The sequence below is a fragment of the bacterium genome (genome assembly GCA_022616075.1).
In the GTDB taxonomy this organism is placed as follows: Bacteria; Acidobacteriota; HRBIN11; order JAKEFK01; family JAKEFK01; genus JAKEFK01.
In genome coordinates this window covers 15093-41930 of record JAKEFK010000197.1, presented here as the reverse complement: position 1 = coordinate 41930, position 26838 = coordinate 15093, and the positions used below count along the sequence as shown (strand labels likewise).

At 49.0% G+C, this 26838-nt stretch carries 17 protein-coding genes; 13 read left to right on the top strand and 4 right to left on the bottom strand.

The window, feature by feature from the left end; translation table 11 throughout:
* The 7 genes from L0156_15760 to L0156_15730 form a co-directional block, all read left to right on the top strand.
* Nucleotides 1-384, top strand: a 384-nt coding sequence (locus tag L0156_15760) for a tetratricopeptide repeat protein (protein ID MCI0604450.1), incomplete at its 5' end; no start/stop codon positions are given.
* Nucleotides 381-2750, top strand: coding sequence for a sulfatase-like hydrolase/transferase (locus L0156_15755; GenBank protein ID MCI0604449.1), 2370 nt, complete (start codon nt 381-383; stop codon nt 2748-2750). The genes L0156_15760 and L0156_15755, both read left to right, overlap by 4 nt.
* 17 nt (nt 2751-2767) lie before the next feature.
* A complete protein-coding gene (locus tag L0156_15750; protein MCI0604448.1) occupies nt 2768-5023 on the top strand; it encodes a sulfatase-like hydrolase/transferase in 2256 nt (751 codons plus the stop codon).
* Between the two features lie 92 nt (nt 5024-5115).
* Nucleotides 5116-7209 carry a GWxTD domain-containing protein gene (locus tag L0156_15745; GenBank protein ID MCI0604447.1) on the top strand — a complete coding sequence of 698 codons (2094 nt, stop codon included), beginning with the start codon at nt 5116-5118 and terminating at the stop codon, nt 7207-7209.
* The gene (locus tag L0156_15740) at nt 7209-8978 is read left to right on the top strand and encodes a CRTAC1 family protein (GenBank protein MCI0604446.1); all 1770 of its coding nucleotides are present in this window, start codon (nt 7209-7211) and stop codon (nt 8976-8978) included. Before L0156_15745 ends, L0156_15740 begins: the two co-directional genes overlap by 1 nt.
* Nucleotides 8962-10515: a tetratricopeptide repeat protein gene (locus L0156_15735; GenBank protein MCI0604445.1), complete on the top strand. Its 1554-nt coding sequence runs from the start codon at nt 8962-8964 to the stop codon at nt 10513-10515. The genes L0156_15740 and L0156_15735 overlap by 17 nt, the downstream gene beginning before the upstream one ends.
* Nucleotides 10516-10714: 199 nt before the next feature.
* Entirely contained in the window at nt 10715-13843 is a 3129-nt protein-coding gene (locus L0156_15730) for an FG-GAP-like repeat-containing protein (GenBank protein MCI0604444.1), read from the top strand.
* Nucleotides 13844-13914: 71 nt separating this feature from the next.
* On the opposite strand, the gene L0156_15725 is transcribed toward L0156_15730, so the two are convergent.
* The 3 genes from L0156_15725 to L0156_15715 form a co-directional block, all read right to left on the bottom strand.
* Nucleotides 13915-15612, bottom strand: coding sequence for a CRTAC1 family protein (locus tag L0156_15725; GenBank protein ID MCI0604443.1), 1698 nt, complete (start codon nt 15610-15612; stop codon nt 13915-13917).
* On the bottom strand, nt 15590-18352 hold the full coding sequence (locus L0156_15720; protein MCI0604442.1) for a tetratricopeptide repeat protein: 2763 nt from the start codon (nt 18350-18352) through the stop codon (nt 15590-15592). Before L0156_15720 ends, L0156_15725 begins: the two co-directional genes overlap by 23 nt.
* A 75-nt stretch (nt 18353-18427) precedes the next feature.
* Nucleotides 18428-18877, bottom strand: coding sequence for a Spy/CpxP family protein refolding chaperone (locus tag L0156_15715; GenBank protein ID MCI0604441.1), 450 nt, complete (start codon nt 18875-18877; stop codon nt 18428-18430).
* A gap of 118 nt (nt 18878-18995) precedes the next feature.
* On the opposite strand from L0156_15715, the gene L0156_15710 reads away from it, so the two are divergent.
* Nucleotides 18996-19700 (top strand): response regulator transcription factor, encoded by a 705-nt coding sequence (locus L0156_15710; GenBank protein ID MCI0604440.1) that lies wholly within the window; start codon nt 18996-18998, stop codon nt 19698-19700.
* A 76-nt stretch (nt 19701-19776) separates the two neighbouring features.
* Nucleotides 19777-21126: a HAMP domain-containing histidine kinase gene (locus L0156_15705; GenBank protein ID MCI0604439.1), complete on the top strand. Its 1350-nt coding sequence runs from the start codon at nt 19777-19779 to the stop codon at nt 21124-21126.
* A 25-nt stretch (nt 21127-21151) separates the two neighbouring features.
* Here the strand turns inward: L0156_15705 and L0156_15700 are convergent, their stop codons facing one another.
* Nucleotides 21152-21511 carry a hypothetical protein gene (locus L0156_15700; protein ID MCI0604438.1) on the bottom strand — a complete coding sequence of 120 codons (360 nt, stop codon included), beginning with the start codon at nt 21509-21511 and terminating at the stop codon, nt 21152-21154.
* 135 nt (nt 21512-21646) lie between these two features.
* Between L0156_15700 and hemE the strand changes: the two genes are divergently transcribed.
* From hemE to L0156_15680, 4 genes are all read left to right on the top strand, one after another.
* Nucleotides 21647-22672, top strand: a complete 1026-nt coding sequence (gene hemE, locus L0156_15695; GenBank protein MCI0604437.1) for a uroporphyrinogen decarboxylase — start codon at nt 21647-21649, stop codon at nt 22670-22672.
* Nucleotides 22660-23538 (top strand): ferrochelatase, encoded by an 879-nt coding sequence (gene hemH / locus L0156_15690; GenBank protein ID MCI0604436.1) that lies wholly within the window; start codon nt 22660-22662, stop codon nt 23536-23538. Before hemE ends, hemH begins: the two co-directional genes overlap by 13 nt.
* Nucleotides 23535-24878 (top strand): protoporphyrinogen oxidase, encoded by a 1344-nt coding sequence (gene hemG / locus L0156_15685; GenBank protein MCI0604435.1) that lies wholly within the window; start codon nt 23535-23537, stop codon nt 24876-24878. Before hemH ends, hemG begins: the two co-directional genes overlap by 4 nt.
* A 93-nt stretch (nt 24879-24971) precedes the next feature.
* Nucleotides 24972-26825, top strand: a complete 1854-nt coding sequence (locus tag L0156_15680) for an ADP-ribosylglycohydrolase family protein (GenBank protein MCI0604434.1) — start codon at nt 24972-24974, stop codon at nt 26823-26825.
* The last annotated feature ends 13 nt before the right edge of the window (nt 26826-26838 follow it).

Below are 26838 nucleotides of genomic sequence, written 5' to 3'. Positions count from 1 at the left end.
GCCGTCGCACTGGACCCATCGAATGCGATGACTCTGAACAATATGGGTACGCTTTATCTTACACAAAAAAAATTTGACCTCGCAGAAAAACAATTGCAGGCCGCCATTCGAGCGAATCCGCATCTGGCCGGCGCATACAATGGCCTCGGTGTGATTCATGCGAGCAAAAAGAACTGGGGTGAGGCGATTAAGAACTGGACGCTGGCGCTGAATGAGAACAGAAAAAATTACGATGCGATGCTGAACCTGGCTTTCGCATATCTCGAAAATCAGCAAAGAGACAAAGCCCTTGAGCTGTTGAAGGAATTTGAAAAAAATGCGCCGCGAAATCGATACGCAACCGACCTTACAAAAGTCCGTTCGTTAATCCAGAAACTTCAATGAGTAAGAAAAAGGGAAAAAAACAAAGTAGCGCGGGCGTCTCGCCTGCGAGATCTGCGCAGACGGGACGTCCACGCTACTCTGTTGCGATTGTCATTGGAATTGTGTTTCTTGTTTTAATTCTAGGATACGGCGCATTTCATTTCTCTTTCAAAAATAAAGGAGAGCAGGAAAATTCCGCCTCCTACAACGTTCTGCTGGTCTCCATGGATACGGTACGGGCCGATTACTTGCGTCTATACGATGCGGAAGGGGTTGAGACACCACACCTGGAGAAACTGGCGAAGGAAGGAATCCTTTTTAAAAAGGCAATCTCTCAAATCCCTTACACGCTTCCTTCCCATACTTCAATGTTTACGGGCCTCCATCCGGTTGCTCACGGTGTGCGGGACAATGTGGAAGACGTTCTTCGAAAAGAAATCCCAACCATAGCTGAGACCTTTCTAAAACATGGATATAACACAGCGGGATTCGTCGGATCGATGGTGCTGAATCGCACGACAGGATTGGCCAGGGGGTTTGAGTACTATGATGATTTTCTTAGCAGAGCCGACGTTCGTGGAGAAGATCTTGGAGCGATAGAAAGGAGGGCGCAGGAAGTTTTCTACTCTTTTCAAAACTGGCAGGGGAAACGGACCGAACAAAAGCCCTTTTTTGCATTTCTTCATTTTTACGACCCTCATGATCCTTACGATCCTCCCTCTACCTTCTCTCCGAAAGAGGATACAGCTCAGGAGCGCTACAAAGGAGAAATCCGATACGTGGATTATGTTCTGGGCGAATTGTTCGAGTTCTTGCGCAACAGGAATCTATGGGACAACACGGTTCTTGTGATTACTTCCGATCATGGTGAAATGCTTCAAGAGCATGGTGAAATCGGCCACGGCTATTTCTTGTACCAGCCCGCGCTTGCAGTTCCTTTGATTTTCCACCTTCCCGGCCAAAAGCAAAGCAAAGCGATTTCTAATGTCGTTCAGCTGGTGGATGTTCCCTCCACGATACTGGAGCTCAGCGGTGTTCCAGTGCCCGGGGAAATGCAAGGAGAGAGCCTTGTGCCTTTACTTGAGGGAGAGTCCGGGAGAAAAAACCGGTTTGCGCTTTCCGAATCTTACTTTGCTTCGATTCAGCTGGGTGTAAGCCCAATCTTTTCTATTCAGGATTCATCCTGGAAGTACATTGATTCCCCTCAGGCGGAACTTTACGATCTGGCGAAAGATCCGGCCGAAAGCAAAAATATCATCGAAGAAAAAAAATCACTCTCTCAGCAGATGAAACAGAAGCTTGTGCAGTATGGTGAAAGAAATCGTGCTTCCGCTGCGAAGCCTTCCGAAAAAAGATCGATCACTCCCGAACAGGCCGAGCAATTTGCAGCGCTTGGTTATCTCGGTGGAAGTTTCTCAGAAGAGAAATGGGACTTCCGCAAGGATCCCAAAGACTATATCGATGACTGGACGCGCATTCTCGAAGCAACGAACCTTACCATGCACGGACAATACGCTGAGGCATTGTCGGTTATTGATCAAATCGCAAAAGATGCAGGAACACTTACAGACCCGATTCTGATTCTCCAATCAAAATGCCTTGCCGGGCTGGGCAAATTCGGCGAAGCCGAAAAGATATTAAAACAGTTAGGAGACACGCCTGCTGCTTCTACATTTCTTGCGGGAATCTATACAAGCACAGGAAGAGACAAAGAAGCTTCGGAGGCCTATCAGCGCGCGCTTCAACAGCGGTTTTCGTATTTCGTGTTATACAACTATGTGCTTTTCTTAAAACGGACAGACAGAAAGCAGGAAGCGCTCGATCTTGTAAATCAGGTGCAGCAAACACGCGGTGATACCGACCAGGCGAAACCCTTGCTCGCTGAAATCTATTTTCTTTTAGAAAGATGGGAAAAAGCTGAAGAACTTTTGCTGGCGCTTGTGCAGGATCGCCCCTGGGAAGCAAAATGGTATGTTCAGCTTGCGAGTCTGTATCAAACTCAGAACCAGCCGCGAAAGGCTCTGGACCTGCTTCTAAAGAAGTATGACACGTTCTCAAATAACGCTGAGTATCTATTGCGGCTCGGTATTCTATTTCGTGCCGTTGGAGATGGGCCTCGTGAAATTGCCACTTTTCAGAAGATGATTCAAATTGCGCGTAGAGATCCGAGAGGTTATTTTTATCTCGCTAAAGCTCTTCTGGATCATAATCGTAACGCCGAGGCTGCCATTCAGTTGAGTAACCATGGGTTCTTGCTGAATCCTGATCCAGCGATTCAGATCTTCGGTCATTACGTTTTGAGTGATGCTTATCAGTCCGCCGGAAAATTATCCGAAGCTGAGAAAGAAATTCAATTGGCGCAGAAAATGGAAAAAGACCGTTTGTAGCAGCGATTCGCTAATATATGGCTAATAAGAAAAAACAAAAACTCGAAAAGCAAGAGATAAAGTCACCGGAGCCGCGCGCGAATCGATGGAAGATTCTATTGCCAGCCGTAGCTGTAATTGCAGTGGTCGCGCTTGTTTTTCTCTATCTCCGCTCCAGTCGAAAAATTCAGAGTGGAGCGTACAAAGATTTTAATGTGTTGATGATCACGCTTGACACGACGCGGGCGGATCATCTTCCGATGTACGGATACGACAAGGTAAAGACGCCTAATCTCGATGCTCTGGCCGACGAGAGCTATATCTTTGAGGATGCAATTGCACATGTGCCGCTCACGTTACCGTCTCACACTTCGATGCTGACCGGACTCCTGCCGATTAGTCATGGAATCAGAGATAACGCGGGTTTCTTTCTGGACGAGAAAGTGACAACTTTGCCAGAAGTTTTGAAAGCGAATGGCTACTCTACCAGCGCTTTTGTTTCGGCGTTTGTTTTGGATTCTCGTTGGAAGTTGAATCAAGGTTTCGATCACTATTATGACAATTTCGATTTGGCGGAGTTTAAACAGGTGAATCCACAGGATGCGCAGCGCCCGGCCGAAGAAACAGTAGTGGAGGCAGAGCACTGGCTGGAGTCCCACACTAATGAGCGATTTTTTTGCTGGGTACATTTTTATGATCCGCACGATCCCTACGAACCACCCGAACCGTTCAAAACTGAGTATTCGGATCAACCGTATGACGGTGAAATTGCTTATACGGATGTCCAAATAGGAAAGCTGTTGGATAAACTTGATTCTCTGCAGCTAAGGAAAAAAACCATCATCGTTATTACCGGTGATCACGGAGAAGGTTTAGGGGAACATGGAGAGTTGAGCCATGCCCAGTTCATTTACAATTCAACTCAGCATATTCCACTATTGGTGTATCTCCCGGGTCGTCCTAATGATCGTGTGAAAGGCCTGGTGCGCCATATCGACCTCTTCCCGACGATTCTCGAATTGTTGGGAATACCTCAGCAAAAAGAAATCCAGGGGCGATCTTTTGTTCCGCTTCTCAATGGAGGGAAAGATGCCGAACGCGTTGCATACAGCGAAAGCATTTACGCAGAACTCCATTATGGATGGAGTCCGATCAAAGGGATTACGACAGAGAAGTATAAATACATCGATGCGCCGAGAGCAGAGCTCTATGACAGGATCAATGATCCGGCAGAGAGTCGAAACTTGATCCAGGAAAAACCCGAGTATGCGAAAGTGTTGAGAGATCAACTGGACGAAATCATCGCTAAATATTCTGATAAAAACCGCCAAGGACCGCAGCAAATGGATCCGGAAACGGAGGAAAAACTACGGGCTTTGGGATACATCGGCGGTACTGTTCAAAGCACAGAAGAAAGCCGAAAAATTGATCCCAAAGATAAGATTCATCTTGCCCAAAAGTTGCAGACAGCATCCTATCTGGCCCAGAAGCAGCAATATCAGGAGTCCAATGAAACACTCGCGCAGGTCTTCAGAGAAGATCCAGCAATGCCCGATGCGCACTTCATTGCCGGTATCAATTACATCGGGTTGAAAGACTTCGATAAATCGATTGATGAGCTTATGCAAACTATCGCCCAGCGACCGCAGCATACGATGGCGCTTTATAACATCGGTTATGCCTATGAACGTAAAGGCGAGAATGACGAAGCCTTGGACTGGTTTTTGAAGGTACTGCAGTACGAGCCTACGCACCTGTATGCAAGCCTGAAGATTGCTCATTTGTACCGCATCATGAACAAACCAGAAGAGGCGCGACCTTATTTCTTGCAGGCGATGGAAACCTATCAACGGTTTCTATCAAATACAAAGAGCGATAAAGCGAAAACTGCGCTTCATTCCACCATTGGTGAAATTTATTTTGGGGCGGGGGATCTCGACCAAGCAGAACAACATTTCAGAGCTGCGATCGATTTAACTCCCGACAGGAAAGGTTTGCATTATAATCTCGCATCGATTTACGAAGCCAAAGGGAATTTGCCCGCGGCAATGGACGAATACCGAAAGGAAACCGAGGTAGATTCGGAGAATTTCAAAGCCTTTAACAATTTGGGATTGTTGTACCGGCAAGCACGTCAGTTGGATCGCGCGGCGCTTTGTTTCCAAAGAGTTGTTCAATTACTTCCTAAAGATGCTCGAGGTTATCTTTTGCTTGCGTCCACTTATAAAGAGATGGGACGCGTTCAGGAAGCCAACGCGATCCTGCAGCAGGCAGAGCAAACGCGTTCACCTTAATGAATTGCACAGCGTCGGCGATTCTCATATACTCATGGATTTGAAATGGGATGAGAATTGCTCTCTCCTCCTGCCGCTGTACAGAGGTATTTATGAAAAACTTCATTTTGATTTTGTTAGCTTTGTTCATCGCTGCCACTTCTTTTGCTGAGGAGAAGCGAAAGCAATATCCGGTCAGCGCAGAACATCAAAAATGGCTTGATCTTGTGCACTGGATCATATCCGATTACGAGCGCGAGGCTTTCCTGATGTTGGAGAAAGAAGAAGACCGCGCGCGTATGATCGAAATTTTCTGGGAGAACCGGGACCCCACTCCCGGGACGGTCCAGAATGAATTCAAAGAAGAACATTTGAAAAGAGTTGAGTACGCGAATAAGTTCTACGGACGCGAAACCTCGATGGCCGGTTGGAGAACAGATCGCGGACGCATCTATATTCTGATGGGCAAACCGGACTATACCAAACGAATTCCCGCCTCCTTTGATAATGTTTCGCTTGAGCTCTGGCATTACGTGGGCTACAAAGGGTATGGCCTCCCCAGTTCACTCTATCTACTCTTCTACCAGCCGGATAATATGCCGCCTTACAGGCTTTATTCACCATTGTCCGATGGCATTCGTGATCTGTTCATTCAGCGAAACAAAACATCAATGTTACCCGAAGACGCTCTGTACGGAATGCTCCGCCAGGAACTCGATCCCGAAGTAGCTCATGCCTCGATCAGTTCCATTCCTTCGGAATCTGCCGACCCGGGTTCACCTGGAACCAGCATTACCACCGAAGTGATTCTGGCGAAACTCCAAAATGCAAGAAACTACGATATTAGTAAGCGAAGATATGTGGATGATTTCCTGAAGGACCGTCCCTCAGTTCAGGTTTACTATTCCATCGGAAGGGAGGGGGTTCATGATGGCCTCTACTGGTTTCAGGCGCCTACCGGGGACTATTACATCGATTATTCCATCGAATACGAGCCGGACAAGCTGGACATGGGCTCCTATGAAAACTACTACACATCACTGACTGTTGATGGCCTGATTACCGCTCCGGACAAAACCGAAGTGGAACAAATCGTGGGTACTCACGAGATCAAAGTAACGCCTGAGCAATTTGAAAAAATTAAGTCGATGCCGTTTCAGTTTCAGGGGAGGCGGCCACTGATTCCGGGAAAATATGATTTCACGTTGATTGTGGCGAACAACGTTTCCAGAAAAAGCGCTACTTTTGTGGAAACGATTGAGATTCCCGATTTGACAAAACAGTCCAAACCTTCCATCACACCGGTCATACCGGTTCGGTCCATCGAAGCAGCTGCGAAAGACAACAAAATTCGTCCATTCCAGTTTGGAGATAAGATTTTCATTCCCAACCTGCCTGCCCGATATTCCAAGAATGCTCCCATGCTGCTTTATCATCAGGTGATTTTTCCCGATACCTATGCCTCGATGGGGACTCCGGAACTTCATTATGTGGTTAAGGTCGGGGACCAGATTGAATCGGAGCAAACGGAGCCGGTTTCCATTGCCGCTTCGCAGCTCGCAGGGAACTATATTGAAATTCAGAAGGATATTTCACTTTCCGCATTGTCTGTTGGAGCCAAGACTCTAACAGTAGAATTGCGCGAAGGTGAAAAAACAATCGCAAAAACTGCGCCATTAATGTTTACTGTTTCGAACGATGCGGCGCCGAACGTCTGGAAATTTTCCGTAGCGCTTCCGGGATTTAACTCGGGTTACCACAGTTTCCTTCAGGCACAGCAGCTGTTGCGTCTGAAAAGACCCAAAGAGGCGAGGTTGTTACTGGAGGATGCTCATACAAAGGATCCGGAAAATCTCGAAGTCACCTATCAGTTGATGCGTGCGGCATTGCAGGAGAAAAACCTGAACAAGGTGATTGAATTGGGATCTCCCTTAGAAGTGAAGAATCCGCGTAATCCACAGGTTTTATGGTTGATGGGGTGGGCATACTATTATTCGGAGAAGTTTCATGATGCGTTGCGGTTTTTTGAGAGGTACCGAATCGAGGAACCGAAGAAAGTGGAAGCCTTAAACATTCTCGCCGATATTTACTTCCGGTTAGATCAACCTGCAAAGTCACTCGAACGAGTCGAACAATCGCTGGCCCTTCGTCCGAATCAAAAAGATATTCTGGATCTGAAGAAAAAACTGCAGGCTGAACAGAATTAATGCTGTTTGTAGGGGCGCCGCATTTGCGTTTTTTGCAAATGCTGCGCCCGAATCATGCCGGGCTGAGCATTCGCAAAAAGCCCGAATGCGCAGCTCCTACCAGTTACTTCGTCATTTGTCTGCTAGCGATCTGCGCAGGTTGTAATTCGTCCAATTCTTCCTCTTCCAAAGGTTACTTCACCGACATAACGGAAAAGAGTGGATTGAAGTTTGTCCATGATCCCGCGGTCGATGGATCCTACTTCTATCCTGAAGTCATGTCTGCAGGTGGCGGTTTTCTCGATTACGATAATGACGGTGACCTGGATATTTTTCTCGTGAACGGGCAACGGCACGGTACCAATCAAGGAGGTCGTTTGAAGAACAGGCTTTTCCGGCAGGGACGATTGGGGAATTTTGACGACGTTACAGAGGAAGCATTTGGGAATGCAGCCACCGGATACGGCATGGGGATCGCGGTTGGTGATCTGGAGAACGATGGCGACGTAGATTTATACGTTACAAATTTTGGGCCTGATCAGTTATTCCAAAACAACGGCAATGGCACTTTTTCGGACATTACAAAGAAAGCTGGAATTGACAATCCTGGTTGGGGCAGTTCGGCAATATTTCTTGATTTTGATCGCGATGGTTTTCTGGACCTTTATGTTGCCAATTATGTTGTTTTTGATCCAGCGGTGTTCTGCACCGACAAAGTGGGGCGCAGAGATTACTGTGGTCCACAGGGTTTTCGCGGGGAGCCCGATCAATTGTATCGAAACAACGGAAACGGCACCTTCACAGATGTTTCGTTGAAATCCGAAATTGGAAAAGCGAGCTGGAAAGGTCTGGGTGTATTGAGCGCAGACTTCAACAACGATCTCTATCCGGATATCTATGTTGCCAATGATGGGGAGCCTGCAAATTTGTGGGTCAATCAACGTGACGGCACATTCAAGGATCTTGGCATGGTATTGGGCGCTGCGGTTAACGCGCTGGGACAGCCGGAAGCCGGTATGGGTGTTGCTTCAGGGGATGCGGATGGAGATGCAGATTTTGATCTGTTCAAAACGCATCTGCGAAACGAAACAAATACTTTTTACCGTCACATGGGGCAGATCGGTTTTCAAGATGATACGGCCGTTTCCAATCTGGGTCCCCCAAGTCTGCCGTATACCGGTTTTGGCACAGGCTTCTTTGATTATGATCAGGATGGTGATCTCGATCTTGCCGTTGTGAATGGCAGAGTTACACGCGGGCCTCTGTTGCTCCAGAAAAATTCACCGGATTACTGGGATGATTATGCTGAACCGAATCTGTTGTTTGAAAATGACGGGACGGGGCATTACCGAAACGTAAGTGACCTGGCAGGAGAATTTACCAGTGAAATAGAAAACAGCAAGGGATTATCGTTCGGAGACATCGATAATGATGGCGACATCGACCTGTTGATTACGAATGGAGGGGGACCTGCGCGTCTCCATCGAAATGATGTAAGCTCAAAAGGTCACTGGTTGATTGTTCGAGCCAAAGCCTGGAATCGTGATGCGATTGGCGCTGTTGTATCGATCCACGTATCCGGCCAACGCATTAAGCGATTGGTGCAGCCCGGGTACAGTTATTTATCCAGCAACGATCCTCGCGCGCATTTTGGGCTTGCGAGTGCGACTTCGGTGGATGAAATTACGGTTCTCTGGCCGGATGGAAAAACGGAGATCTTCCCGGGCGTCAAAGCAGATCAGATCGTTACTGTGGAGAAAGGTAAAGGTAAAAGTGAGGAAACGAAGTAGCGCGGGCGTCTCGCCCGCAAAGGAGCGGACGTCACGTCCGGGGTCCGTTACTGCGGAAAAACCGCAGTCTCGTAAGTGGCTTTTCATCGGCGCCGCTATCGTCCTTTTAGCGCTCGGAGCCCTCTGGTACTTTTGGAAGCCACAAGAGCAGATAAAAACTGCCGCTCCCGCCACTCCTGAATCGACAGTTGAGGCATTAGCGAAGAACAATTTTCAAGGCGCAGAAAAACCGGTAGTGGAAAAACTCCGCAATGTCATCAATGATGTAAAAGCGAATTCTTCTTCGGCACATTCCTGGGGCAAACTCGCAATGAACCTTCATGTGCATGATTTCAAAAATGAAGCTCTTCTTTGCTATGAAAAAGCCGCAGCATTGAATCCTTCCGATTTCCGCTGGCCGTATTACCGGGCGATGTTGCTGCATGACCGTGGTTCTGAAGAAGCGCTCAAGTATTTTGAGCAAAGTTTGAACCTGCGCCCGAATCACTTTGCCGGAAGGGTGCGATACGGTCAGGCCTTGCTCGACTCCAATCGTTTGGAGCAGGCAGGTCGCGAATTCGTAAAGGCTCTGGAAATCAATACGAACAGCTCTCATGCGTATGTCGGGCTGGCCCGCATATCATTGAGCCAGAACCAGGTCAAGGATTGTGGCTCGCTTCTGCAGAAGGCGATACAAGTCAACCCGCGTCATGGAGAAGCCTACGGACTTTTATCCGAAGTTTACAGACGGATGAATCAACACCAGAAAGCGAGTGCGCAGTTGTTGATCTCGCAGCAATTACCGAAGATCACCCCACTACCGGATGATCTCGAAATGGCATTGATTGCGGAAGGAGTCAGTTCTTACTGGCACGACTTGCGGGGACGCGCCGCTCTGGAAAAAGGGGATTATGCGCTGGCAGAACAAGAGCTCAAGAAAGCAGCTGCTGCTTCGAAGGATTTTTCCCGGCAGGATACGTTGGGTGTCGCGTATCTATATCAACGAAAATACGCGGAGGCGGCCGCTGCGCACAAAAAAGCTTTGGAGCTGAATCCTAAATCAACCGCAAGCATGAACAATCTGGCTGCAGCCCTATATGAAATGGGTCAGGAGCAGGCCGCTATGGACACAATTCGACGCGCCATCCAAAACGATCCGCGGATCCCTTACTCATACTTGCACCTTGCGAGATTGAATATTCGAAGCGGAAATCGCGCTGCAGCTGTGCAAGCGTACAGATCGGGTCTGGAACAGCTGCCACAAAATCAGGATCTTGCACAACAGCTTGCGTGGTTCATGGCGACAAGTTCCGATGCATCTTTGCGTAATGGTCTGGAAGCGGTTCGTCTTGCTGAAGCTGTTGCGTCCCGGAATCCCAATGCGGAAACGCTGGACGTTTTGGCAGCAGCTTATGCGGAAGCAGGCCGTTTTGATCGTTCCGTTCAGGTGGCGGAACAGGCTTTGACCATCGCTGAGTCCAACCGCCGGCAACAACTCGCTGAGCGGATCAAAACTCATCTGAAGGCCTTTCGCGCAAAGCGTCCCTATCATGAGTAAAATGTACAGAGGCGATCCTCCTCCTTATGAAGGAGGGGGCAGAGGGAGGTTGAGAACTTTCCAACCCCCTCTTAATCTCCCCCTTCATAAGGGGGAGAAATCCAGGCAAACACGCCATATCCTTCTTCTGCTGTTTTTCCTTCTGTTCATTTCCGCCTGCAAGAAAGATCAGCTCTCGCCTCAAGACAAAATCCGACGGATGTTGACGCACCGGTCTCTTGGAATTGCATATCTTGAGGAGATGCGTCTCGTAGATTCCGAAAGCGAATTCAAGAAACTGATCGACATTGCGCCGGAGGAGGCACTGGGGCACGCTAATCTTGCATTAACCTACCTTCGGTTGAATCGTAATTCTGATGCGGAAAAGCCCGCGCGCAGGGCCCTTCAGCTTTCAGATGAACCGGAGATTCACCTCATCCTGGCCGAGGTCCTGGAGCGATCCGGAAGGATGGAAGAGGCGAAACAGGAGCTGCAGAAGTCTGTTCAGAAATTTCCGCGACACATCAGCTCGCAATACAAACTTGCGCAGCTCAATACGCGTAGCGATTCTCCCGACCGCTATAAGAAGGCGGAATTGAGCCTTCAGGCCATTGTTGCAGCAAGTCCTGCAAACCTTCCCGCAAAGCTGCAGTTAGCGGAAATGCTGGTGCGCAACAGGAAAGCGAAAGAGGCGATTGTTCAGTTGCGCGAAATCAGGCAGTTTGTTCCGGATATTCCACAGGGATCCGAACAGTATCTGGACCGCGCCCTGAATTCCTTGTCAGTATCTAATACCGTAGAAGCTCTGCCGGCTGTCATTGCCTTTCAGAACTTCATGAAGCCGACGCCCCTTTATCAAGCGGGCATTGTGGAGCTGGCAGGTCCGGGAGGCGCCATACTGGGATTTCCAGTTTTGCATTTCAGCACAAAATTTTCGTCGCAGGTCCAGAGTCAGCCACTTGCGCATATCAGATTTTCAACAACAGATACCAAGTCGGTGCCCGACCCTTCGCGAATTACCATTGATTACAACAATGACGGCAAAATGGAGATCTGCCTGGTTAGGGAAAGATCTTTGCAGTTACTCGATCAGAATCAAAAGCTGTTACACGAGATTTTCGGAAAATTTACAGGAGCACTCTTTTTGGACCTGGATCAGGATGGTGATCTGGACATATACACAACAGGCGAAGCGAAAGCGCACCGGAACAACGGAGATGGAAGTTTTGCGGATATGACAGCCGCCATGCGACTGGAACGGACCAGCCAGAGTTCGGATGCCGCCTTCGGAGATTTCGACGATGACGGGGACCTCGATATTTTCGTTGCAGATCCAACTGGGGGCGACAATCTTTTTACAAATTTGAGGCAGGGACAATTTCAAAACATTGCGAAGAATGCCGGACTTTCCGGAGCCTCGCAGTCCGTAGCGGTTGCTGATTATGATTCCGATGGTTACTTAGATATTTTCGTAACGGGCAAGGAATCGATTCTGTTTCGCAATAAGGGGAACGGAACATTTCAAAAAGATAGCCATTCACCTTCCGTTCACCAGGTTTCCGCTAATGATGCCTCTTTTCTGGATTTCGATAATGACGGATTCCTGGATCTATTTGTCGGAGGCGCGAAAGCAACTCTTTTTCGGAATAACGGCTCCGGGATTTTTCAAAACGCTTCTTTCGTGCTTCCTTCGCCTCTTCCGAATATCGCTAATATCACAGTGGCGGACTATGATTCGGACGGCGATATGGACCTGCTCCTGGCAGATACAACGAAGAAAATTCATTTGCTGAACAACGAAGGTGGCAATGCAAACCGCTGGTTAAAAGTTGCGCTGTCCGGACTTGGCACAGGCAGCGGAAAAAATAATCGAAATGGCATCGGCGCGAAACTCGAGCTGAAAGCCGGCGATCTGTATCAGATGCGTGTTGTAACCGGAACCGTAACGCATTTTGGCCTTGGCCCCCGAACGGGCGCAGATGTTTTACGCGTGGTATGGACCAACGGAGTGCCACAAAACCATGTTCAGCCGCAAAGCAATCAAGTCCTTCTGGAAAAACAGATTTTGAAAGGATCCTGTCCGTTTGTTTACGCATGGAATGGCGAAAGGTTCGAGTTTGTCACCGATATCATGTGGAAGAGCGCTCTCGGAATGCCGCTTGGGATCATGGGAGGGGCAACCGCATATTCTTTTCCCAATTCGTCCGATGAATTCTTGAAAATTTCCGGATCGCAGCTGAAAGCCAAAGATGGTTTTTATACGATTCAAATCACCGAAGAACTCTGGGAGACTCCGTATCTGGATAAAAGCAGGCTCATTACGGTGGATCATCCTGACACAGTGGAAGTTTTCATTGATGAAAAGTTTGTGATACCGCCATTTCCACCGCTGCATGTTTATCCTGTATCCGAAAGAATCTATCCGCTGGCAGCCTTCGATCAGAATGGTATGAATGTCCGCCGGCAATTGCTATCGCGTGATGACGTTTACGTCAGCAATCTAAAATCCGCGAAATACCAGGGGATCACGGACGGACACGATTTGATCCTGGATCTCGGACAGTTCCATGCGTCGAATGATGTGATTTTGTTTTTGCGTGGATGGATTTTTCCCAGCGATGCCAGCATCAACGTTGCCCTTTCACAATCACAGCAACTGAAACCGGTTGCGCCCTATCTGCAGGTTCGTGACCCGAAGGGACAATGGAAGACGGTGATCCCATCCATCAGTTTTCCGATGGGCAAAGACAAGACCATGATTGTCGACATGACCGGCAAATTCTTAACCAACGATCACCGAATACGAATTCGCACGAGCATGGAAATCTATTGGGACGAAATCTTCTTTACCAGGAATGAACCTTCGATTCCTTTGCGGTTGACCACCCTGAAGCCGGCATCAGCCGATTTGCATTATCGCGGTTTTTCGAGAGCTTATCGAAAGAACGTATTGGGGCCGCATTGGTTCGACTATTCCAGCGTTGATAAAACGGCGCAATGGCGCGATCTGGAAGGGAACTACACGCGGTTTGGTGATGTAACTCCACTGCTCCAGGAATCGGACAGCCAGTACGTCATCTTCAATGCCGGCGATGAGATTACCATTCGTTTTGATGTTTCGGGCGCGCCCACTCTCCCTAAACGGTGGACGCGTGACTTCTTGCTGTACAGTGATGGCTGGATCAAAGATGGTGATTTAAACACGGCTCATTCGAAGACTGTTGACCCGCTGCCGTTTCAGAGCATTCGCTCCTATCCGTATTCACCGAAAGACCGTTACCCCACCGATGAAACACACCAACAATACCTGAAAACCTACAACACGCGGGTTGTCAAACCAAAGGTTTAAACAAAGTGGCGCGGACGTCCCGTCTGCGCAGTTGTCACAGGCGAGACGCCTGTGCTACTTTGCTTTAATTCCTATTCGTTAAGCTGGATAGTCTGATCTGCTGGAACGTTTTCCAAGCGGGTGGTTTTGCCGCTGGGCCAGGCGACTTCAACGAGTTTTACTTTTGTCTGGTTTCCCAAACCAAAAGTCACCGGCAATTCGCTTTGAGAGCAGTAACTCGAACCTGCTTTCACAGTTTTCCAGGATGTCTTGCCATCTTCAAAGTGAAGCGTGATCCGTGCGCCGATCCCATCTTTGTTGCTCTGTGATCCTGTGGTTTTGAACCGAAGATAATGATTGCTCCCGGAATCATTTCGCAGCAGCCGTGCTAGACCTCCATTCGTGGAAATCAGAATGTCCAGGTCGCCATCGCTGTCTATGTCTCCGTAGGCAGCTCCACGTGCCACGACCGGCTTGCTCAAGTCAGGTCCAACTTTTTGAGTTGCTACTTCAAATTGTTTATTCCCTAAATTTCGAAATAGATGAGGAGGTTCCGCATACTTCACCTGTTGTTGTACGCGCTCAATGTCATCGTGAACGTGTCCATTGGCCGCAAAAATATCTTCTTTACCATCCAGATCAAAATCAAAAAAGAAAGCTCCAAACGTTAGAGTGAGCAAGCTGTTCTGACCGACTGTTGAGGCAGGCGCTTCATCAATGAACAGACCGGTTCCCTCATTGTGATACAACCCCAGCATCTCATTTGAAAAATTGCCAATGAGCAAACTTGGATATCCGGATCCATCATAATCGGTTGCATCCACGCCCATGCCGGCGCGCGCCACGCCTGCTTCGCTGAAAGCAACGCCTGCCAGGACCCCTTTCTCGCTGAAGGTTCCGTTACCATTGTTGTGGTAAAGCTTATTGGGTTGTGTATCATTTGCCACAAAGAGATCCTGCCAGCCATCCCGGTTGTAATCAAATGCAATCACGCCCAGAGCCTTGCTCGTCGGATCGAGCAAGCCCGCTTTTCTAGTTACGTTTTCGAAAGTTTTATTCCCGCGGTTGCGATAGAGTCTGGAAGATTCGCCCTGGTAAGATTCCGGCGTGCAATAAGACTTATTGACGCCATCCAGTGTGCAAAACAGATCGTTGTCGATGGACCATTTCACGTAATTGCAAACGAATAGATCGAGCTTTCCATCTTTATCATAATCAAACCACGTGGCGCTCGATCCAAAATCAAAATCGTTGAGGCCGGCCTTCTGTGTGACATCAGAAAAGGAACCGTTCCCTTGATTCTCAAATAGCCGGTCTGATTCGAGCGCAGTTACATAGATGTCCATATCCCCATCGTTATCATAATCGGCGATAGCGGTTCCAAGGCCGAACAGTTCTACCGCCAGACCGGCTTCTTTTGTTACGTCTCTGAAAGTTCCGTTTCCGTTGTTGCTGTACAGAGCCATGTAGGAAGTCTTCTTCCGATTTTGCGGCCAATCCATTGAATTGATGAGCAAAATATCTTGAAAAGTGTCATTGTTGTAATCCAGGAAAGCGCATCCGGAACCCATCGATTCCGGCAGATATTTTTTCCCAAAGGCGCCGTTATTGTGAATAAAACTGATTCCAGCTTGCGAGGTAATATCTGTAAAACGATTCGCTGCAGAGGGAATGGTTAGCGCGGGTTCGGTTTTTGGTGAAACATTCTCCGCAGGCTTTTGCTCCTGTTTGCAAGAGACAAAAACAAGAAGAACAAGGAAGAAGTAGCTAATGCGCAGAGGTATGCTCATGGATGGGCTGGCGTTCGTTGTTGTCTTCGGGATTCAATTTGCGGAACTGTCCTGTAATCGTCTGAGAAGTTTCATCTGCTTTGAAACGCTCATAATACACTTTTTCTTTTTCAGCCATTTCCTGATTCCCCAAACCCTGATAACAGAGCATTAAGTTGTAATGAGCCTGCAAGTCTTCCGGATCGATCAGCAGGGTCTTTTCAAATTCCGCGATTGCATCTTCATGTTTTCGCTGGAGAAACAAAATCCGGCCGATCTGATTTCTTACGACTCGATCTCGCGGATACTTCTCGGCGGCTTTTTGCAGATGATGGAGAGCATTGTCATATTTACCCTGTGCTTTGAGGGTCAGGCCGAAGAAGAAGTGCGTCTTTGCAAGATCCGGAGCCAGGGCAAAAGCTTTTTTCAGCATTTCCTGTGCTCCCATCATGTTTCCTTCCTGGATGCGTGCTCTTGCAATGTTCACCCAGCCGTCCGCATAATTCGGATCCAGCTCCGTGACTTTTCGAAAAGCCATTTCTGCGGCCCGCAGGTCACCTTGCAATAACAATCCGATACCGTAATCATTCCAGCGTTCGCGCAAAAGCGGATCGGCTTCGTGCCGTCTGGCCGATGCTTTATCAGCGACCTTGAGCACGACTTCATCTTGAGACATCACAACGATGGGAAGATCCGGTATCGCTTTGATCTTGCCGGACACATGGGAAGTATCCCCTTTGAAGATCCAGCGGCCGTCGTCGTATGCCTTCCCCAGAGCGAAGTCTTTGTGTTCGGGATCTCGAATCCCAGCGAACGCCCAGTTGGTATTCCACCACGCGAATTTCCTGTAATTCAGTTTTGCTTTCAAATGAATTTTGCTCCCCACATCCGGCGGAATTTGCATTCGGAAGTGCACAGTTTCAGCAGCGCCTGGAGGAATCAAACGCACGTACGCAACGGATCGCGCGGCCCATGCATTTCGCTTGTTGATTCGATTTCCATGCTCATCCAACAGCAAAGAGCGGTAAAAATGAGCGCCTTTTTCGACCGGTCCCCGTTCCTTGCCGTAGTCTTCCGTTTTTCCGCTCCAAAAAATAACACGGCCTGTATCATCTGTTGCCTGCAATTCCAGCCAGACATCAAAAGCATCCACGGTTCCTCCGGGGAAGAAGTGTCCCACTCTTCGCGTGCGCACAACCACATCCAGGCGAATCGTGTCTCCACGCGCGACAGTGGCGTCAACTTTGTCCAGCGGCGCCACGACTTCAACAGGTTCACGAATTACAGTTGAACTTGCTCCGTATGAAGCTGATTCTTCGCCGACTGCAAACATGCTCTGAAGTTTCGGCCCATCAGTCGATTCTTTTTCCGTTACTTTGATAGGAATCGCTTTCGAGTAAGCAAAAATGTCGACCGTGACTTGGTCCGCTTTCAAGAAATCTTCGACAACCTTAAATTGTTCCTGATCCCGGTTCACATGCGGCAACGCTGTGTTTGCGCCCGGGAAACGGTGAGAATGGACCTTCCCGTTGATAGCAGCGGGATCCTTCGCATCGACAAGCGGCATGTGACAATCACCACATTTCATGGGGTTCGGTGGATAGTAGAAAGATCTTGCTCCCTGACCCGATATACCACTTGCCTGCCAGTTGTCATATTCGTTAAAGCCCCGCGACCACCGGTAATTATTTACCGGCACGTCCAGATGAACTTTGTGACAGGCGGAGCAGTATTCCGCCATATCTTGCCGAATAAAAGGTTTCATAAAAGTTTTCTTATGCGGTTCCGGATCTGTAAAAACCAGAAAATCGTGCAGCTTTTCGAGGAACTTGTTATCACTCGCAGCCAGATCATGCAGTGGTGGATATTCAATGACAAAGTCTCCCTGCCCCATGGAGCTTTTCACATGAACAATCGAGTGGCAGGAAGTGCAGCTCAAACCAGCCTGCGCTTCAGGTGTGTCAATAATTTCTTTGATGGGAGTATCCATCATTCCGTTGAAGATAACCGCGTGATCGTGGCATCCTCCGCACCATTTGGAAGGTTTTGTGCCAATCACGTCCTGCATGTATTCAATCGATTTGCGGTACCACTGATTATTAAAGGATGAAAAGTGATGAGCGGAGGAGAACCATTGCTTGTAAATGTCGACATGACATCTGCCACACATATCGGAGGTCATGAAGAAGTTGGAAGGTATTTTTCCGCCTGTATTCGTCTGAGCGGACGACGGAAAGAAGGGTCCTTTCGGGCCATCCCCTTCCTGAAACATGCTGGCCGGAGGAGCTTTTGGATTTACGATGCGGTCCGTGGACGCTGTTTGACCGCGCTGATACGACAGGACGATTGCCGGAAGGAAGACTGTCACTGCGAGAGCGGATGCTAACCTTCCTGACGTCCATTTTGTATGTCTTACTCTTTGAAACAGATACACAATTAACAAAAGCGATCCAATCGATGTGATTCCGATGTGCCAGTGCAAAATCCAGCGGTAAGGACGATGAGCGCCGGTCCACATTAAAAGGATGCCGAAGAGGACGCCGGCAATCAGTGAGACCGTCGCCAGTTTACCGATCAGCGACATCGAACGGAAATGTTTTGCGATGTAAATCGAAAAGAGAACCAGCAGAAGGAGCCCGAACCCCAAATGGAAAAGCACATTGGTCATGTAAAAGATGGTGGGATCTGCTTTTGCTGCCAGATAGACAGTATTCAAGAGCAGAAGTAGGAAGCCGTAGAGAAGAATCTTCTGGAGTTTCAAGTAGTAATTTTAGCACAGCAGGCGCGAGCATTTCGCTGTTTAGACGAAATGCTGCGCCCTCCAAAACCCGTCTACTCAGTCCCTATGATCATGCATTTCCATGATCCGTTCCGATAGGATCTTTTTCTGTTCCGGTGAAAGATCGGAAAAGAGCTCATTCACGCGATTGACCAGATCGTGCGCGAATTGGGCATGGGAATCGATCTGTCCATGCACCAGAGGAGTAACTTTTGTGAAATCAGGATTGTCTTTTGCCAGCTCCTGTTTCACGATGTCATGAATTTCCTCTCTTTTACCTTTGCGTTGTTCGATACTGGATTCCAGATCTTTTTTGAATGTGTCCCATCGAGCTTGCTGGACGGAATTCAAATTCAGATCCCCAGCGAGTTTGTCGATTTTGTACATGATGAAATCTTTCATCATTCCGTGGTGCCGATGCCCGCGGCCGAACCCAAAAGAGGGCAGGGTCGCAAGCAGAATTGCAAAGAGCGCTATCGGGATTGCTACAATCAAAACCTTTTTCATTTCTAAACCTCCGTAAATTTTCCTTTCATATGAACAATACGAAAGCGTATTTTCGAATCCTTTACCCAAATGTTAAGAAATGTAACGCGGGCGTCTCGCCTGCGGCGAAAGATCTATAATGAATGCACGGTTTATGAGTGTGCCTGTACTTTTAATTGACGACGATGTCCGCCTGTGCGAGTTGTTGAAGAGCTATCTTTCCGGCCATGGGTTTGACGTTACTGTCGCAAATACTGTTAAAGAAGGGACCCGCAACTTGCGAAGCGAAGACTACGATCTGGTTTTGCTCGATATCATGTTGCCGGACGGAGATGGTCTCGAAGTTTGCAAGAAAATTCGCAACGATTCGCCGGTTCCGGTGATTATGTTGACAGCACGCGGGGACGATGAAGACAAGATCATCGGTTTGGAATTGGGCGCGGATGACTATCTGGCGAAACCATTTAATCCGCGGGAGCTCGTTGCACGAATCAAAGCTGTTTTACGGCGGAAAGGAGCGTCCCCCGATTGGTCCGGTAACCTGAAGGCGATTGAATATGGAGAATTCTATTTGAATCCTCAAAATCAGAAGCTCGTGATTCAGGGGGAAAATGTGGAATTGACCGCCGCAGAATTTCGTTTATTACGGGTACTGGCGTCGAATCCAGGCAAGGTGTTTACCCGTGAGCGTTTGATGGATCTGGTGTCGGGACGCGATTTCGATGGAATCGACAGATCGATCGATGTTCATATTTCGAGGTTGCGGAACAAGATTGAGCCGGACCCAAAAAATCCACGATGGATCAAAACCGTTTGGGGTACCGGTTACCGCTTCCAGACTTAATTTTCAACGCAGAGCACGCAGAGAACGCGGAGAGAATTTTTTTTTTGCGTTACTCTGCGCCCTCTGCGTTAAAAATATGTTCGGCAAGATTTATCTAAAACTTTACTTCTGGTTTTTGCTGGTTTTCGTATTGACCATTGCCATCGTTTCGATGATGATCCACACCTTTTACTCGGAGCGTGTTCGCGATGAGCTGCATGACCAGATGGAGTCTCATGCGCGATTTCTAATGGCTGAATATGCGGAAGCGTGCCAGGAGATGAACTCGAATTCTTGCCGCACGTTCCGTGAGCGGCTCAACCGGATCCGTCCGTTGCGTTTCTGGATTGTGAATCGTTCCGGCCAGGTGGTATTATCGAACGAAGAACATCACGGACCGTCGGTCAATGCAAAGCAATTGGCTCGAGCGGCCGCTGGTGAAACTGTTATTGTAACAGGACGCCGCGCTCCACATCGCATTATTGTTCCACTTCGGCAAGATTCCGGCGTGGTCAAAGAGCTGGTCATTGTGGAACGCGGCTTTATGGGCAGGGGAAGATTTCCGCGTTTCCCGGTTCTCGTTTCTCTGATAATTGTTCTCATCACGATTGCTGCTTTGATCTTTCCACTTTCGAAAAAGCTGACGAAGCCGGTTCGCGAATTGCATCAACTTGGCCAGGAATGGGCTCAGGGACACCTGGAAAACCGCGCTTCTGTTTCAGGAAATGATGAAATCTCCGATCTTGCCGGCGCTTTCAATACGATGGCTGAAAATCTTCAGAAGATGCTGCAACAGAGAAAAGAGTTTTTGGCGTGGATCTCTCATGAATTGCGATCTCCTCTTGCGCGAATGCGAATCGCTCTGGAATTGTTATCCGAAAAACAGCAGGGCGAAAAATTGATTGAAGATATGCAGGAGGAAATATTGGAAAGCGAGAAGTTGATCGAACAACTGCTCCTTTTATCCAGAATCGAGATGAATGTTCCCATCACAAAAGAGCTCGCGCCTTTGGAAAAAGTTACGAAACGAGCGATCGAACAGGTCGAGCCTCTCGCCAAACATCAGGAAGTCAGTTTGATTCAAAAGGGAGAGGGTAGTGTAATGGGGGACCTGTATCAGCTGGAGCGTGCGCTCGTCAACGTGTTGGAAAACGCAATCAAATTTTCTTCCATGGGCGGAAGAGTTGAATTGGAAATAGAGCAAGTGGATGGCAAGGTGATTGTGAAATGCATGGATCAGGGCTCGGGAATCGATTCAACGGAACAGGAGAAAATCTTTCAAGCTTTCTTTCGAGGAAATGGCGCAGCAGGCAAGGATGGATTCGGACTCGGACTGTTCATCGCCCGGCGAATCATCGAAATGCATGATGGTACCATTCGCGCAGAAAAAAACAGTCCGAGCGGAACCCGGATCGTTATCGAGCTGCCCTCCTCAAAAAATAGTTGACAAAGTCAACTATTTTTTTGCTCGATTATGGTGTTGCCCCCCTCATTGCAGAACTTCGGTATCCGAGATAACTGAAAACCAGAATCAAAAGCGATGCCAGAACATGGGCACCCAGGAACATTGGCAGGTTTTTCACATCGTAAAACAATGCAATGCAGTAGACGTGCAACTGAAATGCAAGAAGAATCGGCACGCTCACCAAAAACGATTTGTGTGGCGCCCGGAAATGTGCAACTCCCGCCAAAACCATGAGTGATCCAAGAACTATGGAAGACCATGCACCATACGGTGTAAGAAGATTACTCGGTTGATGCACTTCTTTTATACCGAGAAAAGCGGTTGCAGCTCCGAACAGGATCAGAAGTATCCCCGCTATTTTTGACATGCTCAAATTCTAGCCGAATCAATGGCTTTTGCAATGGTAAACAAAGTAGCGCGGGCGTCTCGCCGGCGTCTTGCCCGCTGTTGACGCAGGCGGGACGCCCGCGCTACTTTGCTTACTTGCGATATAGTTGATGTCATGTCCAACGATTTACAGCAAAGTCGTTTTCTTAAGGCATGTCGCAAAGAGAGTGTGGATTGCACGCCTGTCTGGCTGATGCGGCAGGCGGGCCGGTATATGCAGGAGTACCGCGAGCTCAGGCAAAAATATTCCTTGTTAACGTTATGCAAGACTCCCGAATTGGCCGCGGAGATTACGCTTCAGCCGATACGCCGCTATCCATTAGATGCCGCCATCATTTTTGCGGATATCCTTTTACCTTTGGAGCCCCTTGGCTTGCATCTTGAGTTCGCCAAAGGGGAAGGTCCGGTCATAAATAATCCGGTGTCGAATCCCACAGATGTCGCGAGCCTGGAAACATTTGATGTAAACGAAAATCTAGGCTTCGTTCTGCAAGCGATTCGTCTCGCTGTACACGAGCTCAAAGGGATTCCGCTCATCGGCTTTGCCGGGGCTCCTTTTACAGTGGCAAGTTATGCAATTGAAGGTGGTTATTCCCGTCACTTTCTAAAAACGAAACAATTCATGTATCGCCAACCGGAAGCCTGGCACGAGTTGATGGAGAAAATCAGCAGCGTGACAGCCGAATATCTCAGGCGACAAATTGAAGCGGGCGCCTCTGCCGTGCAGATGTTTGACAGCTGGGTGGGTGTGTTGGGTCCGGAAGATTACTGCAAGTATGTGCTGCCTTATTCGAAGATTGTGCTTTCAAACCTTGCAGCGCCGGCGATTCATTTTTCTACAGGCACCGCTGCCTATCTCGATTTAATTTGTGAAGCGGGGGGCGAGATCATCAGTGTTGATTGGCGCGTTGATCTGCGTCAAGCGTGGAACCGGATTGGCGACCACGCGATTCAGGGCAATCTTGATCCTGCTCATCTGTTGATGAACACGAAGGAACTTCGGCAAGAAGTTAGAAAGGTGCTTTCGGCTGCCGGGGGACAAAACGGCCACATCTTCAATCTGGGGCACGGCGTTTTTCCGGATACACCCGATGAGAATGTTGCCGCATTGGTGGAAGAGGTGCATAAATGGAAGCCGTAATTCTGCTGGCTCACGGCGCTCCGGAAAGTGTAGATCAAGTTGAGGAGTATCTGCTAAGAGTCCGCCACGGCCGTCCGGTGGATACTGAAATCCTGGAAGAGTTCAGGGACCGGTACAGGAAGATTGGAGGGTCTCCTCTTTTGCAGTGGACTCAGTTGCAAGCGGAAGCCCTGGAAAAATTATTGAAAAGCCATTCAGATCATCGCAAAGTCTATTTTGGAATGCGCTATTCGGCGCCCTTTATCGGCGATGCTTTGAACCGGATGGTGGCGGATGGGGTTGATGCAGTGACCGCAATCTGCCTTGCGCCGCAATATTCTCAGCTGACAATCGGCGCGTATAGAAAGGCCATGGAAGATGCCATCGCGGGCAGAAACTTACAATTCACGATGATTCCGTCTTACGCGAAACATCCGCAGTTAATCCGCGCGTATTCGGCGAATTTGCAAATCATTTTGCGGGATCACGCGGATGCATTTGTCATACTCACTGCTCACAGCTTACCGGAGCGTGTTCTTACGCAGGGTGATCCTTATGATTACGAGGTCAAAGATACTGCCGTGCTTGTTGCGCGGGCTTGCAAGCTTTCTGATTGGCGATTTGCCTATCAAAGCCAGGGGATGACTGCCGAGAAATGGCTGGGACCCACAGTCGAAGCGCGGCTGGATGAGCTTGCTCTCAAATCCATTTCAAAAGTTGTCCTGATGCCTGTTGGTTTTGTCTGTGATCACATGGAAACCCTGTACGACATTGATATTCAGTTCTCCGATTACGCCGCGAAAAAAGGAATCACTCTTTATCGAGCCCCTTCGCTGAACGATTCGTCATTATTTATTGAGCTTCTTTATCAATTGGCCGGTCAATGATCGAACGTGGCGCTGTTATCGGCACTGGTATTTCCGGCCTCGTCGCCGCGTATTTCCTTCAGGCGCGCATCCCTCGCTTGAACCTGGATATCTACGACGCTCAAGATCGAATCGGAGGAGTGATCAGGAGCGAAAAAATTGCCGGTTGTGTCGTGGAAGGCGGGCCCGATTCCTTTTTAACGGTAAAAAAATCGGCCGTGCGTTTGTGTGAAGCTATCAATTTGGGATCGGAACTTGTAGGATCGAACGATCGATCGCGTAAGACGTACTTATTTCAGGATGGTGAACTAAGGGAATTGCCTGAGGGCTTCTTCTTGATGGTGCCCACAAAGTTCTGGTCATTCCTCAAGACCGATCTTTTTACATGGCCGGGCAAGCTCGAAGTTCTCTCGGATGTTTTTTCCTTTCCGGAAGAAAAGGACATCGAAGCTGCTGAGTTTCTGGAGCGCCGTTTTGGTACGGAAATTTTGCAAAAGATTGGGGAGCCGATGATCAGCGGCATCTATGGCGCAAATGTAAGTCGTTTGAGTCTCCAGACTGCTCTTCCTCAGATCTGGGAAATGCAAAAGAAGGGAAGTATCATCCGTCAACTGATAACACGCAAAGCGAGTGAATCGGCAGAGAGTCTGTTTACAACTCTGGAAAACGGAATGGAGTCCCTGGTGGCTCGATTGCAGGAAAAAATTGATGCGAACTGGAAACCGGGCCACCGCGTTGAATCTGTTTCGAGAAACGCGGATGACTGGAAGATTGGGGATGAGCATTATGATTTTGTCGTACTGGCAGGCTCTCTTCCGCGTCTCAACGTTCCAGAGTTTGCTGAAATGGATTCTCTCTACAAATCGATTCGGAGGAACTCCGCGGTGGTGGTTGTTCTCGGATTTGAAGGAGTGAAAAAAGAAGGTTTCGGCTGGCTGGTCCCTGCATCGGAGCGCCGTTCGATTCTTGCATGCACCTACGTTTCGAATAAGTTTCCGCGCCGTTCTCCGGAGAATCTTTTTTTAGTCCGCGTATTTTTGGATGGTGATCAGGCGGCATTGTGGATGGAGCGTTCGGATGATGCGATTCAGATTGAGATTCTGGGTGAGCTGAAAAGAATTGCGCAGATCGGCAGTGAACCTGTTTTTTGTCGGATTTTCCGGTGGAAGGATGCGATGCCAGAATATCAGGTTGGGCACAGCGCAAAAATAGAACGACTGCGCAAACTCACAAAACTGCATCATGGATTGTGCATGACCGGCAACATATTCAGCGGGGTTGGCGTGCCCGATTGCATTCAGCATGCGCAGAAGGTGGTGAGTGAAATGCTGAACAAGTGGAGAATGGAACTGAAGAGTTGAGTGGTGGGCGGGCATCCCTGCCGCCGGCCAAACACCAACACTTAACGAGCGGGCAGGGACGCCCGCCCTCCAACTTTTTAGCCAGGAGTAAGATTGCGTTACAAGAAGGAATTAGATCTTGCAACTGATGCGGCTCTGGAAGCAGGGGAATTGTTGCGCAGGGAATTTCACCGGCCCGGTGGACCGCGCGGCCAGCGCGCGCACGCCGAAGCGGACGATGAAGCGGAATGGTTGATCCGGAAACGTCTTACTGAAAGTTTTCCGCAATACAGGTACCGCGGTGAAGAAACAGGTTCTATCGAGACGGCGGACGATCATGTCTGGCTGGTGGATCCGAATGATGGAACTTCGTCCTACCTGCGCGGAGCTCGTGGAAGCGCTGTTTCGATTGGTCTTGTGAAGAAAGGCGTACCCGTACTGGGCGTTGTCTACGCATACACGGCCCCCGACGACAACGGAGACTTGATTTGTTGGGCTGAAGATTTCGACCTGATGCGAAACGGAAAATCCGTAAAACCGGCATGGGATCTTTCCAGCCCCGGTCATGTGGTACTGCTCGTTTCAACGCATCGCGAAAATCTCATGGAAACGTTGCTCGAATGTATTCACCCTTATCGTTATCGCGCTTTTCCCAGCATCGCCTATCGCCTGGCGCTGGCCGCCGTAGGAGACGGGCATGCAGCGGTTTCCTGGCACAGTCCGGGTGACTGGGATTACGCGGCCGGACATGCTTTGCTTCGCGCAGCAGGCGGAATTTTTACGAATGAAAACGGCCAAGAAGTCACCTATGCAGCGGATGGCGCCAGCAAAGTGAAGATTTGTTTTGGAGGACCTGCTGCACTTGTTGGGGATCTATGGAAAAGGAACTGGCATCCCGTCCAGGTACGTCATTCGGCTAAAATGCCCTCTACGTATGACTCTCCTTTTTTGTTTGCGCGTTTAGCGCCAGGCAAAGCGATTGCAGATCCGGAGCTTCTTTCACGCGCTCAGGGTTGTTTGATCGGACAAGTTTCAGGAGACGCACTGGGGAGCCAGGTTGAATTCCAGGATGCTGCCACGATCCGTAACCGCTACCCGGATGGATTAAGGCAAATGCAGGATGGCGGCCCGTTTCAATTAATGGCGGGGCAACCGACGGATGATTCTGAACTCGCACTGTTACTCGCAAGAAGTATTGTTAAAGAAGAAGGGTACGACAGTGAAAAAGTTGCCGCTGCATATTACTATTGGTTTCATCGCAGCGATCCCTTTGATGTCGGAGCCACCATGTTGCAGGCGCTGCGACCTGTAATGGAAGAGAATGTCCGTAGTAATCGCGCAGCGGAAGCGATGAAAGCCAATGCTTCTGGAGAAAGCCAGGCAAATGGATCGCTCATGCGCATCAGCCCGCTGGGAATTTACGGTTACCGGAAACCACCGGATGAATTATTCGCTTTGGCGCAGAGGGAAAGTTCTTTGACACACCCTCATATTGTGTGCCAGCAATGCTGCGGCTTGTATTGCATTGCCATCGCTCATGCCATTTTCTCCGGTCAAAGCGGCAAACAAGTTTACGAAGCGGTCAAAAGGTATGCTTATGAGAAGCCGCTGGAACCAGCCGTTCTTCAGGCTTTGTCGGCTGCAGCCAGATACAGGCCCGAGACAATCGTCCATCAAGGCTGGGTTGTGACGGCATTTCAGAACGCTTTTTATCAATTGGTTCATTCTAATAGTTTCGAAGACGGGATCGTGGATACTGTCATGCAGGGAGGCGATACCGATACGAATGCGGCAATAGCGGGAGCGTTACTGGGCGCTGTTCATGGGAGGGAGGCGATTCCGTCTTCGTGGCGAAACCTCGTGCTGAGCTGCCGGCCCGATCTCGCCGCGGGCGCTGTGCAGCCGCGTCCCTGGGCCCTGTGGCCCGTGGATTTGACAAACCTGGCTGAGTTGTTGTTGCTTGCGTAGCGAAGTTTGTAGT

Excerpts from the sequence above, each read along its gene's own strand:
- L0156_15710 (MCI0604440.1), top strand. The coding sequence starts at position 18,996 with ATGAATGCACGGTTTATGAGTGTGCCTGTACTTTTAATTGACGACGAT.
- L0156_15755 (MCI0604449.1), top strand. The coding sequence starts at position 381 with ATGAGTAAGAAAAAGGGAAAAAAACAAAGTAGCGCGGGCGTCTCGCCT.
- L0156_15745 (MCI0604447.1), top strand. The coding sequence starts at position 5,116 with ATGAAAAACTTCATTTTGATTTTGTTAGCTTTGTTCATCGCTGCCACT.
- hemE (MCI0604437.1), top strand. The coding sequence starts at position 21,647 with ATGTCCAACGATTTACAGCAAAGTCGTTTTCTTAAGGCATGTCGCAAA.
- hemH (MCI0604436.1), top strand. The coding sequence starts at position 22,660 with ATGGAAGCCGTAATTCTGCTGGCTCACGGCGCTCCGGAAAGTGTAGAT.
- L0156_15750 (MCI0604448.1), top strand. The coding sequence starts at position 2,768 with ATGGCTAATAAGAAAAAACAAAAACTCGAAAAGCAAGAGATAAAGTCA.
- hemG (MCI0604435.1), top strand. The coding sequence starts at position 23,535 with ATGATCGAACGTGGCGCTGTTATCGGCACTGGTATTTCCGGCCTCGTC.
- L0156_15715 (MCI0604441.1), bottom strand. The coding sequence starts at position 18,877 with ATGAAAAAGGTTTTGATTGTAGCAATCCCGATAGCGCTCTTTGCAATT.
- L0156_15740 (MCI0604446.1), top strand. The coding sequence starts at position 7,209 with ATGCTGTTTGTAGGGGCGCCGCATTTGCGTTTTTTGCAAATGCTGCGC.
- L0156_15725 (MCI0604443.1), bottom strand. The coding sequence starts at position 15,612 with ATGAGCATACCTCTGCGCATTAGCTACTTCTTCCTTGTTCTTCTTGTT.
- L0156_15700 (MCI0604438.1), bottom strand. The coding sequence starts at position 21,511 with ATGTCAAAAATAGCGGGGATACTTCTGATCCTGTTCGGAGCTGCAACC.
- L0156_15705 (MCI0604439.1), top strand. The coding sequence starts at position 19,777 with ATGTTCGGCAAGATTTATCTAAAACTTTACTTCTGGTTTTTGCTGGTT.
- L0156_15730 (MCI0604444.1), top strand. The coding sequence starts at position 10,715 with ATGTTGACGCACCGGTCTCTTGGAATTGCATATCTTGAGGAGATGCGT.